This is a genomic window from Leifsonia sp. GW821-FHT13C05 (genome assembly GCF_058806515.1).
Window position 1 is genome coordinate 158,747 of sequence record NZ_JBXAPT010000005.1, and the last position, 14,690, is coordinate 173,436.

The 14,690-nt window shown below is 70.5% G+C and carries 18 protein-coding genes; 12 read left to right on the forward strand and 6 right to left on the reverse strand.

Annotated features, from left to right (window positions below):
* Positions 1–61: 61 nt before the first annotated feature.
* Positions 62–1,057, forward strand: coding sequence for a DMT family transporter (locus AC1ROC_RS14790; RefSeq protein ID WP_493001068.1), 996 nt, complete (start codon positions 62–64; stop codon positions 1,055–1,057).
* A 50-nt stretch (positions 1,058–1,107) separates the two neighbouring features.
* Here the strand turns inward: AC1ROC_RS14790 and AC1ROC_RS14795 are convergent, their stop codons facing one another.
* Positions 1,108–1,860, reverse strand: coding sequence for a CDP-alcohol phosphatidyltransferase family protein (locus AC1ROC_RS14795; protein ID WP_493001070.1), 753 nt, complete (start codon positions 1,858–1,860; stop codon positions 1,108–1,110).
* A gap of 79 nt (positions 1,861–1,939) precedes the next feature.
* Here AC1ROC_RS14795 and AC1ROC_RS14800 point away from each other — a divergent pair, with 79 nt between their 5' ends.
* From AC1ROC_RS14800 to AC1ROC_RS14830, 7 genes are read left to right on the forward strand one after another with little or no spacing between them, the layout of a single operon-like run.
* A complete protein-coding gene (locus AC1ROC_RS14800; RefSeq protein ID WP_493001072.1) occupies positions 1,940–2,917 on the forward strand; it encodes a zinc-dependent alcohol dehydrogenase in 978 nt (325 codons plus the stop codon).
* Positions 2,917–3,312: a 6-pyruvoyl trahydropterin synthase family protein gene (locus tag AC1ROC_RS14805; protein WP_493001074.1), complete on the forward strand. Its 396-nt coding sequence runs from the start codon at positions 2,917–2,919 to the stop codon at positions 3,310–3,312. The genes AC1ROC_RS14800 and AC1ROC_RS14805 overlap by 1 nt, the downstream gene beginning before the upstream one ends.
* Positions 3,285–4,352: a glycosyltransferase family 4 protein gene (locus AC1ROC_RS14810; RefSeq protein WP_493001076.1), complete on the forward strand. Its 1,068-nt coding sequence runs from the start codon at positions 3,285–3,287 to the stop codon at positions 4,350–4,352. The genes AC1ROC_RS14805 and AC1ROC_RS14810 overlap by 28 nt, the downstream gene beginning before the upstream one ends.
* Positions 4,349–5,167 carry an SAM-dependent methyltransferase gene (locus AC1ROC_RS14815; protein WP_493001078.1) on the forward strand — a complete coding sequence of 273 codons (819 nt, stop codon included), beginning with the start codon at positions 4,349–4,351 and terminating at the stop codon, positions 5,165–5,167. The genes AC1ROC_RS14810 and AC1ROC_RS14815 overlap by 4 nt, the downstream gene beginning before the upstream one ends.
* Positions 5,167–6,207, forward strand: coding sequence for a lysylphosphatidylglycerol synthase transmembrane domain-containing protein (locus AC1ROC_RS14820; RefSeq protein ID WP_493001080.1), 1,041 nt, complete (start codon positions 5,167–5,169; stop codon positions 6,205–6,207). The genes AC1ROC_RS14815 and AC1ROC_RS14820 overlap by 1 nt, the downstream gene beginning before the upstream one ends.
* Entirely contained in the window at positions 6,089–6,832 is a 744-nt protein-coding gene (locus tag AC1ROC_RS14825; RefSeq protein ID WP_493001082.1) for a RibD family protein, read from the forward strand. Before AC1ROC_RS14820 ends, AC1ROC_RS14825 begins: the two co-directional genes overlap by 119 nt.
* The gene (locus tag AC1ROC_RS14830) at positions 6,832–8,484 is read left to right on the forward strand and encodes an alkaline phosphatase family protein (RefSeq protein WP_493001084.1); all 1,653 of its coding nucleotides are present in this window, start codon (positions 6,832–6,834) and stop codon (positions 8,482–8,484) included. The genes AC1ROC_RS14825 and AC1ROC_RS14830 overlap by 1 nt, the downstream gene beginning before the upstream one ends.
* 61 nt (positions 8,485–8,545) lie before the next feature.
* Here the strand turns inward: AC1ROC_RS14830 and AC1ROC_RS14835 are convergent, their stop codons facing one another.
* Complete coding sequence (locus AC1ROC_RS14835; RefSeq protein ID WP_493001087.1) at positions 8,546–9,178, reverse strand: hypothetical protein; 633 nt, start codon at positions 9,176–9,178, stop codon at positions 8,546–8,548.
* Positions 9,179–9,228: 50 nt separating this feature from the next.
* Positions 9,229–9,558: a lactococcin 972 family bacteriocin gene (locus AC1ROC_RS14840; protein WP_493001089.1), complete on the reverse strand. Its 330-nt coding sequence runs from the start codon at positions 9,556–9,558 to the stop codon at positions 9,229–9,231.
* Positions 9,559–9,740: 182 nt separating this feature from the next.
* Here AC1ROC_RS14840 and AC1ROC_RS14845 point away from each other — a divergent pair, with 182 nt between their 5' ends.
* Positions 9,741–10,142: a hypothetical protein gene (locus AC1ROC_RS14845; protein ID WP_493001091.1), complete on the forward strand. Its 402-nt coding sequence runs from the start codon at positions 9,741–9,743 to the stop codon at positions 10,140–10,142.
* Positions 10,143–10,172: 30 nt separating this feature from the next.
* Here the strand turns inward: AC1ROC_RS14845 and AC1ROC_RS14850 are convergent, their stop codons facing one another.
* Positions 10,173–11,132: a manganese catalase family protein gene (locus AC1ROC_RS14850; protein WP_085371373.1), complete on the reverse strand. Its 960-nt coding sequence runs from the start codon at positions 11,130–11,132 to the stop codon at positions 10,173–10,175.
* Positions 11,133–11,286: 154 nt separating this feature from the next.
* Entirely contained in the window at positions 11,287–11,952 is a 666-nt protein-coding gene (locus AC1ROC_RS14855; protein ID WP_493001093.1) for a TetR/AcrR family transcriptional regulator, read from the reverse strand.
* 59 nt (positions 11,953–12,011) lie between these two features.
* On the opposite strand from AC1ROC_RS14855, the gene AC1ROC_RS14860 reads away from it, so the two are divergent.
* Positions 12,012–12,878: an SDR family NAD(P)-dependent oxidoreductase gene (locus tag AC1ROC_RS14860; protein WP_168688503.1), complete on the forward strand. Its 867-nt coding sequence runs from the start codon at positions 12,012–12,014 to the stop codon at positions 12,876–12,878.
* Here the strand turns inward: AC1ROC_RS14860 and AC1ROC_RS14865 are convergent.
* The gene (locus AC1ROC_RS14865; protein ID WP_493001095.1) at positions 12,845–13,276 is read right to left on the reverse strand and encodes an arsenate reductase ArsC; all 432 of its coding nucleotides are present in this window, start codon (positions 13,274–13,276) and stop codon (positions 12,845–12,847) included. The two genes, AC1ROC_RS14860 and AC1ROC_RS14865, sit on opposite strands and share 34 nt — an antisense overlap.
* Before the next feature lie 133 nt (positions 13,277–13,409).
* Here AC1ROC_RS14865 and AC1ROC_RS14870 point away from each other — a divergent pair, with 133 nt between their 5' ends.
* Positions 13,410–14,447, forward strand: a complete 1,038-nt coding sequence (locus AC1ROC_RS14870; protein WP_143466097.1) for an iron-containing redox enzyme family protein — start codon at positions 13,410–13,412, stop codon at positions 14,445–14,447.
* Entirely contained in the window at positions 14,444–14,662 is a 219-nt protein-coding gene (locus AC1ROC_RS14875; RefSeq protein WP_168688500.1) for a CDGSH iron-sulfur domain-containing protein, read from the forward strand. Before AC1ROC_RS14870 ends, AC1ROC_RS14875 begins: the two co-directional genes overlap by 4 nt.
* Positions 14,663–14,690 lie beyond the last annotated feature (28 nt).

A 14,690-nucleotide genomic window follows, 5' to 3' on the forward strand; every position in this document is an offset into this window, starting at 1 on the left:
TTATCCACGACAAGACTAACGTCAGGACCATCATCCACCTTGACCCTGACCAGGATTCGCCATGAAGCGCAGCCAGACATCCCTCGGACTTCTCATCGCCGTCATCTCCGCGGCGACCTTCGGCCTGTCCGGCGCCTTCGTGAAACCGCTGCTCGAATCCGGCTGGAGCCCCGCCGCCGCCGTCACCGTGCGGGCCTTCACCGGCGGCATCGTGCTCGCCCCCGTCGCGATCCTGCTGCTGCGCGGCCGCTGGTCGGCGCTGTGGCGCGGACGCTGGCGCGTGCTCGGGATGGGGCTGGTCGGCGTGGCGGCGACGCAGCTGCTCTACTTCGCCGCCATCCAGCGCATCCCGGTCAGCACGGCCATCCTGATCGAGTACATCGCACCGCTGCTGCTGGTCGCGATCGCCTGGGCGCGCACCCGGCGTCCACCGAAGGCGGTGGTGATCATCGGCTCGGTGGTCGCGGTCAGCGGCCTCGTCATGGTGGTCTCCCCGGACGGCTCCGGCGGCATCGACCCGCTGGGGCTCGCGCTGGCCATCGCGGCGATGGTCGGCTGCGCGGCGTTCTACCTGATCGCGGCGCGGCCGAGCGACGGTCTGCCGCCGGTAGCGCTGGCGTCGTCCGGGCTGCTGGTCGGCGGCGTGGCCCTTGCGCTGGTCGGGGCCACGGGACTGGTGCCGTTCCAGGTCAGCTTCGCGCCGGTGAACCTGTTCGGCGGCCAGACGCCGTGGTGGGTGCCGATCCTGGTGATCGGGGTGTTCGCGACCGCCATCGCATACGCGGCGAGCATCACCGCCACGGAGATGCTCGGTTCGCGGCTGGCGTCGTTCACGGGACTGCTCGAAGTGGTGGCGGCGACCTTCTACGCGTGGCTGCTGCTCGGCGAGAACCTGGGGCTGCTGCAGTTCGTCGGCGGTGCGCTGATCCTGGTGGGGATCGGGTTCGTGCGGTCGGAGAAAGGGGAGGTGGAGGTGGTGGTTGCCGAGCGTGGGGACGAACGGGACAGCGCTGCGGACACGCATCCCACCTCGCTCACCCGGAGCCAGCGGAACTGACCGACGGCCGCTGGACGCGGTGGCGTACGCGATCCTGCGCCGTGACTGGGTCAGCGGCGTGACCACGCCGGTGGCCTGGGGGCTCTGACGCGCGTGGGAGCAGTCGCCCGCCGCACCACCAACCACACCACATCCCGCCCGAACGACTCCACCAGCAACCCCAGCGCCACCACCACGCCCACAACCCCCACGGCCCCCAGCTCCACCCCCGGCGCCGTCCCCGCCACAGCCAGCGCCAGCGCGATGCCGGCCACCGCCGTCACCACCTTGCGCCAGTAGCGGTACGGCAGCTGGGCGCGGAACCACGGCAGCACCCAGCCGACCGCCACGAACAGGTAGCGCAGCGCGCCGATGGCGAGCACCCAGGCGCCCAGGTCGGCGGCGACGTATGCGCTCAGCACGAGCAGGAGGAACGCATCCACCTCCATGTCGTAGCGGGCGCCGAGGTCGCTGGCCGATCCTGTGCGGCGGGCGACCCAGCCGTCGACGGCGTCGAGGGCGAGGGCGGGGACGATCAGGGCCACGAGCATCCAGACCGGGATGGGGGCGGTGAAGGATGCGACGGCCAGGCCGGTGATCGCGCCGACCAGGGATGAGCGGAGCGAGGTGACCACGTTGGCCTGGCCGAAGCGGGTGGTGGCGCGACGCCGCAGACCGGTGGCGAGGAGGGCGTGCGCGACGGCCAGGTAGACGGCGGCGGCAGCCCATCCGGCCGGGGGTGGGGGTGATGCCGCGTAGACGAGCGCCACCAGTAGCGCGCCGCCGATCGCCCATCCTGCTGCTGCGAGTTGAACCCTTTTCACGTGCGCCTCGTGTCTCCCGTGTATGGCACCTGTCCGTTAACACGCCACGCGCGCACCGATGGTTCACCGAGGAGGGGACGTGGTCGAGGCAACCGCATTCTGGATCGACGGTCCTGGCACCGGATCGTTGCGCTCGGCACCGCTCGCCGCGCCCGGCGACGGCGAGGTGCTTGTGCGCACGCTGCACACCGGGGTAAGCAGGGGCACGGAGACGACCGTGCTCGGCGGGCGCGTGCCGGAGAGCGAGCACGACAGGATGCGCGCCCCGTTCCAGGAGGGCGACTTCCCGTGGCCGGTGAAATACGGCTACCTCAACGTCGGCGTCGTCGAGGACGGAGCGTCCGCACTGCGTGGGCGCACCGTCTTCACCCTGTTCCCGCACCAGTCGGCGTTCGTCGTCCCCGTGGATGCTGTCGTGCCCGTCCCGGATGCCGTGCCGGCCAGGCGGGCGGTGCTGGCGGGCGCGGTCGAGACGGCCGTCACCGTGCTGTGGGATGCTGCCCCGCTGCTGGGCGACCGGCTCACAGTGGTCGGCGCCGGGATGATCGGTTGCAGCGTCGCCCGGCTCGCGGCCGGGATCCCGGGTGTGGAGGTGGTGCTGGTGGACACCGACCCGTCGAAGCGCGAGGTCGCCGCGCGGCTCGGGGTCGGGTTCGCCCTGCCGGAGGATGCTCCGCGAGACAGGGACATCGTCGTCAACGCGAGCGGCGCGGAGGCCGGGCTGCGGCTCGCCCTCGAAACCGTCGTCACCGAGGGTGAGGTGATCGAGGCCAGCTGGTACGGGGATCGGCCGGTCAGCCTGCCGCTCGGGGCCGACTTCCACGCCAGGCGCCTCACCATCCGGGCCAGCCAGGTGGGCTCCGTACCTCCACGGCGACGGGGCAGCCGCACCACCCGCGATCGTCTCGCGCTCGCCGTCGACCTGCTGCGCGACCCGGCGTTCGACGTGCTGCTGACCCGCGAGTCGTCGTGGCGCGACCTGCCGCGGGTGATGGCCGCGCTCGCCGACGGACGCACGGCCGACCTCTGCCACACGATCGATTGGACGGATGCCTGATGCCATACACCGTGACGGTGCGCGACCACCTGATGATCGCCCACAGCTTCAGCGGCGACCTCTTCGGCCCCGCCCAGCGACTGCACGGCGCCACTTTCATCGTCGATGCCACCTTCGGCGCCGACGACGTGGATGCGGACGGCGTCGTGATCGACATCGGCCGGGCCGGCGCTGCCCTCGCGGAGATCACCGGAGCGCTGACCTACCGCAACCTGGACGACGATCCCGCGTTCGCGGGGATCAACACGACCACCGAAGTGCTCTGCCGGGTGGTGGCCGACCGGCTGGCCGCACGAATGGCGGAGGGCGCGCTCGGCGGAAACAGCGTCACCTCGATCTCCGTCACGATGCACGAGTCGCACATCGCGTGGGCGAGCTACTCGAGGTCGCTGTGAACGCGCGGCCGGTGTTCTTCCTCGTGCCAGAGGCGGTGGACGACCCGGCGCGGGTGAGCGGCGGGAACGTCTACGACCTGCGTCTCCGCGACGGGCTGCTGACCGACGGCTGCGACCTCCGGATGCTCACGGTCGCCGACGGCGAAGGGCACGCAGGGCGCATCCTGAGCGGGCTGCCCGACGGTGCGCTCGCCCTCATCGACGGCCTGCTCGTCGCGCAGCACCCGGATGCGGTGGCCGAGCAGTCCCGACGCCTCCACCTGGTCGTGCTGGCGCACATGGTCGCGCCCGAGCAGGACGACCGCGAACGCGACACCCTGCGCTCTGCGGAGCTGATCGTCGCCACCAGCGCCTGGACGCGTTCCGAGCTGATCGCGCGCGATGCCGCAGACCCGCGCAGCATCGTGGTCGCGCATCCGGGGGTGGATGCGGCGCCGCCGTCTGAACCGTCCGCAACCGGTGGGCGCCTGCTCTGCGTCGCCGCCGTCGCGCCGCACAAAGGGCAGGACCTGCTGGTGTCGGCGCTCGCCGGGCTGGCGGACATCGACGGCTGGTCGTGCACGTTCGTCGGCTCGCTCGCGACGGCCCCCGAATTCGCCGCGGCGCTGTCGGCCCGCGCGGCAGCATCCGGGATCGCAGACAGGGTCGCGTTCACCGGCGTGCTCGCCGGCCGCGCGCTCGACGAGGCGTACGGGCAGGCCGACCTCGTCGTCGTGCCGTCGCGCGTCGAAAGCTACGGGATGGTCGCCGCCGAAGCCATCGCGCGCGGCATCCCGGTGCTCGCCACGGGCGTCGGCGGCATCGTGGAGGCGATCGGCGACGGGAGGGCGGCGATGATCGTGCCGCCCGACGACCCATGGGCGCTGCGCGTCGCGCTGCGGCAGTGGTGGAAGGACCCGGCCCGGCGACACCAGCTGCGCGCGGCGGCGATGGATGCGCGGGGCGCCTCCACGACGTGGGCGTCGACCGCGCAGGTGGTGGCCGCTGCGCTCGCCCGGGTGCCGGATGCGGCGAGTGCGGAAACGGCGGTGCGATCGTGAGCGACATCCTGGAGGTCAGCAGCGACTGGCTGGCGCTCCGCGAGGGCGAGGACGCCACGGCGCGTTCCGGCGACCTGGCGGCGCACATCCCTCCACTGCTGCCGCACGGCCGCCACACCGTGCACGATCTCGGCAGCGGGACGGGCTCGCTGATGCGCTGGCTCGCTCCCCTGCTGCCCGGGCCGCAGACCTGGGTGCTGCACGACTGGAACGAAGCGCTCACCGCCCGGGCCTTCGACGGGCCGCGTCCGCTCGATACCGGCGGCGCGCCCGTCGCGATCCGCACCTCCGTCGGCGAGCTCGACCGGCTCACCGCCGCCGACCTGGGCGGAGCATCCCTGGTCACGGCGTCCGCGCTGCTCGATGTGCTCACCGCGGCCGAGGCGCACGCCATCGTGGACGCGTGCGTGCTGGCGGGCGTCCCCGTCTTCCTCTCGCTGAGCGTGACGGGCGAGGTCGAGCTGCGGCCGTGGGATGCGCGCGACAAGGCCGTCGGCGACGCGTTCAACGCGCACCAGCGTCGTGAGGTCGGCGGCCGGCGGCTGCTCGGGCGGTATGCCGGACCGATCGTGCGCGGGCTGTTCGAGCAGGCGGGCTGGCGGGTGCGCCAGGCCCGCACCAGCTGGCATCTCGACGACCACGAACCGCGCCTGCTGCGCGAGTGGTTCGACGGGTGGGTGGGCGCCGCCGAGGAACAGGAGCCCGAACTGGTCGAAACGCTCGGCGGCTACCGGGAGCTGCGCGGCCGCCACCTCGACCGCGGGGAGCTCTCCGCCGTGGTCTACCACCTCGACGTGCTGGCCTGGCCGCGCTGATGCGTGCGATCGTGCGGTCCAGCTGGTTCGGCGTCGCCGTCCGGGTGATCGTCGGCGGGGGCATCCTCGTGGCGGTCGCGCTGCACGTCGGCACCGGCCCGTTCCTGCACGGGCTGCAGAGCATAGACCCGCCGGTGATCGGTGCGTCGATCCTGCTCACCGCCACCGCGACGGCAGCCGCCGCCTGGCGGTGGAACGTCATCGCCGGACGGCTGGGCGTGGGGATGCCCTGGCCGCGCGCGGTCGGGATGTACTACCGGTCGCAGTTCATCAACAGCGTGCTGCCGGGCGGGGTGGTGGGCGACGTGCACCGCGCCGTCGACCACGGCCGCCGTGCGCAGAGCCTCGCGATGGCCGCGCGGGCGGTCGCGGTGGAGCGCACGGTCGGACAGCTGGTGCAGCTCGTGCTCACCGTGATCGTCCTGGCGGTCGCCGGCGCCGGGTTCGGCGGCGTACTCCTGCCCGTCGCCGGGGCGGGCGTCGTGCTCGTCGTCGCGGTGGCGGCCGTCGCCGCCCTGGCGAGCGCGCGGGTGCGCACCGTGCTCCGGCGCGAGGCGGCTGCGGTGCGGCTGGGCCTCGGCTCCGCGACGGTCGCCGTGCGCGTGGTGGGCGCATCCATCGTCGTCGTCGCCTGCCACCTCGCCACCTTCGCCATTGCAACGGCGGCGGTCGGCGCGAGCGTGCCTCCGCTCCGGATGCTCGCCATCGCCGTGGTCGTGCTGCTCGCCGCATCCATCCCCTTCAACCTCGGTGGATGGGGTCCCCGCGAGGGAGCGGCCGGCTGGGCGTTCGCCGTGGCGGGCTTCGGCACCGCGGCCGGCATCTCCGCCGCCACCCTGTTCGGCGTGCTCGCCATCGTGTCCCTCCTGCCGGGAGTGATCGCGGCGGCACTCGCATCCATCGTCCACAGAAGGAGCCATCATGGCCGACTCCCCGTACGTGACCATCAGCTGCGCCGTCTCACTCGACGGCTACCTGGACACGGCACGCCCGCCGAGGCTGGCGCTCTCGAACCCGGCGGACTTCGACAGGGTCGATGAGGTCAGGGCGGCGAGCGACGCCATCATGGTCGGCGCGCGCACGATCCGGCTCGACAACCCGCGCCTGCTCGTGCACAGCGAGGAACGGCAGGGCCGCCGCGCGGAGACGGGACGCGGGCGCTCGCCCTGGAAGGTGACCGTGACCGCCTCCGGCGACCTCGACCCCCGGTCGGCGTTCTTCGCCGAAGACGACACCGAGAAGCTCGTCTACTGTCCGCGCGGTGCGGAGCGGCGCATCCGGCGGCGGCTGGGCGGCACGGCGACGGTGGTGCAGCTCGGGGACGACGTGCGGATGGCCGACCTGCTCTCCGACCTCGGCGACCGCGACGTGCGGCGGCTCATGGTGGAGGGCGGAGGGACGACGCTGACCCAGTTCCTCGCCGACGACATCGTGGACGAGTTGCAGCTGGCGGTCGCCCCGCTGTTCGTCGGGGACAGGAGGGCGCCGCGGTTCGTGGGCGACGCGCTGTTCCCGTGGACGGGCGAGCGGAGGGCGACGCTGGCCGAGGCGCGCACGATCGGGGATGTGGTGCTGCTGCGGTATGCGCTGTCCGGGCGGTTCGCAGAGGGTGTGGGCGCGGCGGGGACGGGAATGGCGGCGAGCGTGGCGGCGAGGCGGCTCTGATGGCGTCGCGCCCCCGCCCTTCTGGCCCCCGCCGCCCTCGCCGCCCCCGGCTCAGGGCCGCCACCGCGACCGTCCTCTCCGCGGTCACCCTGTTCGTCGCCTCCCTCGCGCCCGGCATCGTCGCATCCTGGTCGACGCTCGCCCTCCTGCGCGTCCCGCTCGACGCGGTCGTCGCGCTCGTGCTGCTCGTATTCCTGCCGTGGGCCGCCGCGCGCCGCGTCGTCGCGATCCTGTTCGCGGTGCTCATCGTGCTCGTCACCCTGGGCGCAGCGCTCGACCGCGCGTTCACCGAGACCGTCGGGCGCACCTTCGACGTGCTCACCGGCTGGCCGGAGCTCGCCGACGGCTATGGCGTGGTCAGCGACTCCACCGGCCCGGTGCTCGCCGTGCTCATCCTCGTGCTGCTCGCCGTGGCCGTGGTCGGCGCGACCGCCGCGGTCGCCGCCTCCCTGCTGCATCTGGCCGCCGTCCTCGGCCACCGCCGGGCGCCCACCATGATCGGCGCATCGGCGGTCACGGCGGGCTGGCTCGCTCTCGCCATCGTCGGGGTGCAGCTCGTGCCCGGCGAGCCGGTTGCCGCGGCGGACGCCGTCACCGTCACCGCAGCGAAGGCCGACCAGGCCGTCGCGGTCGCCCGCGATCAGGCCGCATTCGACCGAGCAGGAGCCGAAGACCCGTATGCGCAGCTGCCCCCGACCGACCTCCTCACCGGGCTGAAGGGCAAAGACGTCATCGTCGCGTTCGTCGAGAGCTACGGCCAGACCGCCGTGCAGGGCTCCTCGTTCTCCCCCGGCGTGGATGCCGTGCTCCGCGACGGGGATGCGCAACTCGCGGCCCACGGATACTCCGAGCGCAGTGCCTTCCTCACCTCTCCGACCTTCGGTGGCGTCAGCTGGCTCGCGCACTCGACCCTGCAGACCGGCCTCTGGATCGACTCGCAGCAGAAGTACGACCAGGTCACCTCCGGTCAGCGGCTCACCCTCAGCGACGCCTTCCGGCGTGTGGGCTGGCGGACCATCAGCGACGTGCCGTCCGACACCAAACCGTGGCCGGTGGGGCGCTCGTTCTACCATTTCGACAGCCAGCTCAACGCGAAGAACGTCGGCTACCGAGGCCCGAAATTCAGTTATGCCAGAGTGCCGGATCAGTACACGCTCTCCTCCTTCCAACAGCACGAGCTCGCGAAGCCGCACGCACCGCTGATGGCCGAGATCGACTTCGTCTCGTCGCACACCCCGTGGACGCCCCTGCCGCATCCCGTGCCCTGGCCGGCGGTCGGAGACGGCTCGATCTTCGACGGGCAGCCGGAGCAGGGTCTGCCTCCGAGCGTCGTCTGGCAGGACCCGGCGCACGTCCAGCAGCTCTACGGGCAGTCGATCCAGTACACGATGGGCTCCCTGTTCTCGTTCCTCACCACGTTCGACGACCCGAACCTGGTGCTCGTCGTGCTCGGCGACCACCAGCCTGCGCGCGTGGTCAGCGGCGCGGACGCGACCCACGATGTCCCGATCAGCATCATCGCCAAAGACCCGGCGGTGATGCAGCGCATCTCCTCCTGGGGCTGGCAGCCCGGGATGCTCCCATCACCCACGGCGCCGGTGTGGCGGATGGATACGTTCCGCGACCGCTTCCTCTCGGCATACGGAGGCTGACGGGGCCGACGCCCGTCGCCCGTCCAGGGTCGGAGCGCTGCCGCGATCCGAGAAGCCCTGCTCATTTCTCGCTCTCCGCAAGCAAGAGTCCGAGCGGGTCTCGGCTGCACGCGTCCAGTGCCTTCTCCCCGATGCTCGCGCTGACGAAAGGGAATGATTTCATGGGGGCGTCGCGAGTGTAGTCGTGCGCCGAATACCCCTGCGGAACAACTCTCCTTTCCACAAGGCACGCGGCGATGATCGTCGCATCGTCGAGGTTCTGGGGATTGCGATGTTGAGCGAAGAAGAGCTGACCGATGGTATCCAGACCGGATCGGGCCGAGCATTCGTCCGCGACACGATTGGCGTCTTCGCTGGTCATGCCCGCTCCTGGGCGGAACTCGTAGCCGCCTCCCGGATTGAACCCCGTGAACTCGACACCCTTGTCGTGCATACAGGTGGAGAACCGGTCCTCCATCTCGGCGAATTCTGCCTCCGTGACGACGCCATCGCTCAACGCGCTTCGCTCGAAGTCCGTCGTGGCTCGTCGGTACGCCGATGCGAAGTCGGACGCCCACGCGCCCGTGAACTCGGGAATCTCGGCAGCTGTCGCGTTCGCTGGTCGGGTAGGCTCGGGCGGCGACTGCGAGCATCCAGCGAGCGCGAGGGTCGTCGCGACAATAGCCAGCGCACGTCCGAAAACAGAGTTCTTCATCGGGAGCCTTCGAGAAGGAGAGCGGGGTGGCCTGCGCCACCCCACCGCCCTCAGTAGTTGTAGTAGTACCAGGTGTTTCCTGTCACGGTCCACGAGACCGACGCGCGCGACCACGATCCCCTGGCGGTGTCGGCTGAGCGGAGACAGGTGACGGAGTTGCACGCGGTCGACCGGTGCAACTTCGAGGGGTGATGGTAGTCCGACCACGTGCGCCCCGAGTTGCCGTAGTCCCAGGTCCCGCCTTCGGGATAGCTCACATAGGCGTTTGCCGGCCCCGCACCGAGCAACGCTCCGGCAGTCAGCGCACCCGCAGCCAGAACGCCGGTCAAAGCCTTATATCGTGCCTTCATTTCTCTATCCAATCCGACCTCATCATCCATGAAATACGTCGTATTTCGATAGATTGATGATTACGTTTCAGTGAAATCGATTCAAGTCGGCCTTAATGAGGACCGGCTGCGCCGAATGAGCTTCACGCCTCAGCCGTGAACCTCCCGCGCATCCATCTCGTGTTCTCCCTGTGGTCCCCATCCGCCCGATCTCCCCGGAAGCAGGTACACCCATGAACGACAGCGGCTCGGCCCTCAGGGTCCTTCGCATCATCAGCGCGATCGCGCTCCTCGTGATCGCCGGAATCCACATCTTCCTTCTCTTCGACGGCGTCGGCGGCCTGCTCGGCGTGCTCTTCGTGCTCAACGGCATCGCGGGCATCGTACTGGCCATCGGGATGCTCGCCCTCCGCGGCCGGTTCCTCGCCATCGCGACGGTGCTGAGCCTGCTGTTCGTCATCGCGAGCCTGGCCTCCCTGCTTCTGGCGCTCACCGTCGGCCTGTTCGGCATCACCGAGTCCTGGAACTTCACCTTGGTGCCGGAGACCGTGATCGTGGAGGCGATCGGCGTGGTGGTGCTCGCGATCACGACCGCCGTCGCCCTGCGAAGTCCGCGGGGCGTGCGGGCGGCGTGACCGCGAGCACCGGCTCCTGCTGCGTGGCGGCTACTTGGGCGTCGTCACCGGCCCGAACATCGCATCCACCTCTGCCAGTTCGAGGTCGGCCGTCGCCTGGATGAGCTTCAGCAGTTCCGGGTCGAGTCCGGGGGCGAACTCCTCGAACCGCTCGGGCGCGATGACGGAGGGGATTCCCGCCGGCGCCTGCTCGCTGGCGTCGAGGTTCGTGCCGTCGTTCGACGGGGACAGCCCCTGGAAGATCCGGCCGGCTTCGGACTGACCGGCGAGGTCGAACGTGTACTGCTTGCTCTGCAGGCCGAGGTCGACGAGCTTCTTCACCTCGGGGAAGCTCTCGGCGTTGGTCTTCGGAATCGGCAGGAGCTTGTTCCAGTCGACCCCGAGCGTCTCCAGCGCCTTGGCGTACGCGTTCTCGTGCGCCTGGTCGCGCACGATCAGGTACGAGATGGTGGACCGCGCCGTCTTGTTGTCCGTCATCTCGTAGATGCGGCACTTCTGCAGCCGCCCGGTGGATTCGAGCATGAGATTGTAGATCAGGTCGAGCACGAGGTTGCCCGAGTTGTAGACGTAGCTCCCGAGCCACGGGTTGCCCGCCGCATCCACCGGCATCGCGCCCTGTGCGCCGACGAGGTAGTGGTGGATGTTGCCTTCGGACAGCGCGATGTTGAGCGGGATCGCTCCCCCGGATCCCGGCTTGTCCACCGTATCGGTCGGCTTGCCCTGGTAGCGCGGCGAACCGTCGAGCAGCCGCGAGATGGTCGTGCCGATCAGTTCGACATGACTGATCTCCTCGGTGCCGATGCCCTGGATGAGGTCGCGGTACGGCTTCGCCGCCGGACCGCGGAAGTTCATCGCCTGGAACAGGTACTGCATCATCGTGCGCATCTCGCCGAACTGGCCGCCGAGCCCCTCCTGCAGGGCGTTGGCCGCCGCCGGATCCGGCTCGTCCTGCGCGATGTCGTTGATCAGATTCTGCACGTGAAAGAACATGAGACCTCCATTGGCCGTCCTGGTGTGGGTGTTTCCCCCGCCGGCGAGCGCCGACGTCTCTCACGCTCCGCGCTGCACGGGGATGCACCACCCCCTTGACGAACTTCCCGTTGTGGAGGTCTGCAGGGACATCCGCCGCCCGGGATGCGGTCCGCTAGGACGTCACCGCGCCATCCAGGTACGCCGTCAGGATGCGGCGGAGGCGCGGTTCGAGGTCGATCAGCGCATGTCCGAGGCGTGGGTCGGAGCGGTAGAGCTCCGCGATCGGCGGGGGCGGCGTGGAGATCTGCCAGAACGTTCCGGCGAGCGACGTGGCGGTGGCGACGAGGTCGATGGCGGCCGGGCGGGTGAGGCCGGGAAGCGTCGCGGTCGCCGCGTCGACGAGCTGGTCGAGGGAGGCGCCTGTCGTGAGCTTGAACGCGCGGACGGCATCGACGGACACGTTGCGTTCCAGGTTCATGGGGGCCTGGGCGAGCAGGTCGCAGAAGGTGCCGCGCTCGGCGAGGGTCGCGGCGAAGGCAGCGGCGACGCCGGACGTCGACGATGCGGCCAGGATGCGCTCACAGACCGCCGGGGTCCACTCGCGCCAGCCGTCGGCGGTGAGGCGCAGGAAGATCTCCTCGCGGGTCTCGAAGTAGCGCAGCATGGCCGATTTGTGCATCCCGACCTCGTCGGCGATGTCGGTGAGGGTGACCTCGCGGATGCCGCGGCGCGTGGCGAGCGCGCGTGCCGCATCCAGGATCGCCTGCTCTCTGGCGGCCTTCGCCTCGGGGGAACGGGCGCGCTGGAACGCGGTGTCTGCTTGCTCGGTCGGCGTCACGGGACGAGTTTAGCGCAACGAGGTTGCATTAGTTAAAGAAACAGTGTTTTATTAACTGCATGACACAGACATGGTTCATCACCGGCTCATCCCGCGGCTTCGGCCGCGCACTCACCGTCGCCGCCCTCGAGGCGGGCGACAGCGTCGCGGCCACGGCCCGCCGCCCCGAACAGCTCGACGACCTCGTCGCCTCGTACGGCGACCGCATCCTCCCGCTGCAGCTCGACGTCACAGACCCCGCCCAGGCCGGGGATGCGCTCGGCGCCGCCCGCGACAGGTTCGGCTCGGTCGACGTCATCGTCAACAACGCCGGCTACGCGAACGTGTCGCCGATCGAGTCGACGGACGACGACGACTTCCGCACCCAGTTCGAGACCAATTTCTGGGGCGTGTACAACGTCTCCAAGGCGGCGATCCCGCTGCTGCGGGCGCAGGGCGGCGGTCTGGTCATCCAGTTCTCGTCCGTCGGCGGCCGCGTCGGCGGCTCCCCCGGCATCGCGTCGTACCAGGCGGCGAAGTTCGCCATCGACGGGTTCAGCCGCGTGCTCCGCGTGGAGACGGCGCCCTTCGGCGTGAAGGTACTCGTCGTGGAGCCGAGCGGCTTCGCAACGGACTGGGCCGGCTCGTCGATGGAGGTCCGCGATGTACCAGAGCAGTACGAGCAGACGGTCGGCGCGATGAACAGGCGGATGCGCCAGAACACGGACGGCCCGGCAGGAGACCCGGCACGCGCCGCAGGGATCCTCGTGGCTGTGGCCAAGCGCAGCAGCATCCCCGAGCACCTCCCGCTCGGCGTGAACGCCACCGAGATGAGCGTCGCCCAGGACCGCCGCCTGCTCGCCGACGACCTCGCCTGGGCGCCGGTCAGCCGCTCGGCCGACTTCGCGGAGCCCTACCCGGCGGAGTTCCCGCCGGACGCCGCCTGAGGCAGGATCTCCGCGAGGAGGCTCTGCACCCGCTGCTTGATCTCGTCCCTGATCGGGCGCACCTCCTCGACGGGGCGCCCGGCGGGGTCGGTGAGCTCCCAGTCCTCGTAGCGCTTGCCGGGGAAGATCGGGCAGGTGTCTCCGCAGCCCATCGTGATCACCACGTCGGAGTCCGCCACCGCATCCGTGGTGAGGATCTTCGGCACCTGGTTCGCGATGTCGATCCCCTCCTCCGCCATCACCTGCACGGCCACGGGGTTCAGGTCGGCTTTGGGCTCCGAGCCTGCGGAGAGCACGTCGACCGCCCCGCCGGACAGTTCCCGCATGAAGCCGGCGGCCATCTGGGAGCGGCCCGCGTTGTGGACGCAGACGAAGAGCACGGTGGGCTTGTCGGACATGGGGTTCCTTTCGGTCGGGAGCGGAGTCTACGCGGCGGCGGTGAACGGCGGCGTCAGCCGACCACGGGATGCAGCGAAACCGCCCGCCCACAACCCGGTTGACTGCATCCGGGGTTGGGGTCACGGTCGGAGCATGACTGCACCGATTACCCCGCGCGGACCCATCAGCGCGCAGCTGCTCGCCGCGCTCTCCGAGCTGGCGGACCGCGACTCCGCCGCGATGACGCGCGCACTCGACCTCGCCACCGAAGCACTCGCGGGCGAGCCGGACCTCCTCACCGACGACGACCTCCAGCTCACCCTGCTGCTCAGCTACGGACTCTCCTATGGCGGCGTCGTCGACACCGACGACCGCTGGGAGTGGCACCCCACCCAGGTGACCATGCGCACCTCCATCGAGGACCTGTTCGAGCGGCAGCTGCGCGAGCGCATCGACCTCGGCGAGCTTCCCGCCGCAGACGCGGAGGCCGTCGCGTCGTACCTGTTCGCCGTCACCGGCGAGGACTCCGGACCCAGCCTGTCCCGCTACCTGGCGAAGAAGGCCACGAAGGAGCAGGCGATCGAGTTCGTCATGCAGCGCTCCATCTACACGCTCAAGGAGGCGGACCCGCACTCCTGGGCGATCCCCCGCCTCACCGGACGGGCGAAGGCCGCACTGGTCGAGGTGCAGTCCGACGAGTACGGCGGAGGCGACCCCGACCGGATGCACTACGCCATCTTCGCGAAGACGGTCCGCGGCGTCGGCCTGGACGACACGTACGGCGCATACATCGACAGCGTGCCGGCCGTGACGCTCGCCTCGTTCACCATGATGTCGATGTTCGGCATCAACCGTCGCCTCCGCGGCGCCATCGCCGGGCACCTGGCCGCGTTCGAGATGACGTCCTCCATTCCCAACAGGATGTACGGCAACGGCTTCCGCCGCCTGGGCTTCGGCGAGGACGTCACCGACTACTTCGACGAGCACGTCGAGGCGGACGCCGTGCACGAGCAGATCGCGGGGCGCGACCTCGCCGGCGGGCTCGCGGAGGAGCATCCGGAGCTGCTGCCGGACATCGTCTTCGGCGCACGCGCGTGCCTCTATGTCGACGGCCTGGTCGGCGCGCACATGATCGAGTGCTGGCAGGCGGGTCGCAGCTCGCTGCGCGACAGGGAGCCGGTGCTCGCGTGACCGCCGCAGAGCGTCAGCCGACCATCGTCGCCTGCACGGACGGCCCGCTGCTCGTGCGCGGCGAGGTGACGATCCTCGGCTCCGACGGCGAGCCCATCCCGCAGCATCGGCGCACGGTGGCGCTGTGCCGCTGCGGGGTGTCGACCATCAAGCCGTACTGCGACGGGACGCACAAGCTGGTCGGCTTCAAGACCGACCCGCAGCTGGAGGGGTGACGCCGGATGCGGGGGTGGCCTGTTCGGC

Coding starts and splice junctions, on each gene's coding strand:
- AC1ROC_RS14790 (WP_493001068.1), top strand. CDS start 62: ATGAAGCGCAGCCAGACATCCCTCGGACTTCTCATCGCCGTCATCTCC.
- AC1ROC_RS14805 (WP_493001074.1), top strand. CDS start 2,917: ATGCCATACACCGTGACGGTGCGCGACCACCTGATGATCGCCCACAGC.
- AC1ROC_RS14820 (WP_493001080.1), top strand. CDS start 5,167: ATGCGTGCGATCGTGCGGTCCAGCTGGTTCGGCGTCGCCGTCCGGGTG.
- AC1ROC_RS14825 (WP_493001082.1), top strand. CDS start 6,089: ATGGCCGACTCCCCGTACGTGACCATCAGCTGCGCCGTCTCACTCGAC.
- AC1ROC_RS14830 (WP_493001084.1), top strand. CDS start 6,832: ATGGCGTCGCGCCCCCGCCCTTCTGGCCCCCGCCGCCCTCGCCGCCCC.
- AC1ROC_RS14835 (WP_493001087.1), bottom strand. CDS start 9,178: ATGAAGAACTCTGTTTTCGGACGTGCGCTGGCTATTGTCGCGACGACC.
- AC1ROC_RS14840 (WP_493001089.1), bottom strand. CDS start 9,558: ATGGATGATGAGGTCGGATTGGATAGAGAAATGAAGGCACGATATAAG.
- AC1ROC_RS14845 (WP_493001091.1), top strand. CDS start 9,741: ATGAACGACAGCGGCTCGGCCCTCAGGGTCCTTCGCATCATCAGCGCG.
- AC1ROC_RS14850 (WP_085371373.1), bottom strand. CDS start 11,132: ATGTTCTTTCACGTGCAGAATCTGATCAACGACATCGCGCAGGACGAG.
- AC1ROC_RS14860 (WP_168688503.1), top strand. CDS start 12,012: ATGACACAGACATGGTTCATCACCGGCTCATCCCGCGGCTTCGGCCGC.
- AC1ROC_RS14865 (WP_493001095.1), bottom strand. CDS start 13,276: ATGTCCGACAAGCCCACCGTGCTCTTCGTCTGCGTCCACAACGCGGGC.
- AC1ROC_RS14870 (WP_143466097.1), top strand. CDS start 13,410: ATGACTGCACCGATTACCCCGCGCGGACCCATCAGCGCGCAGCTGCTC.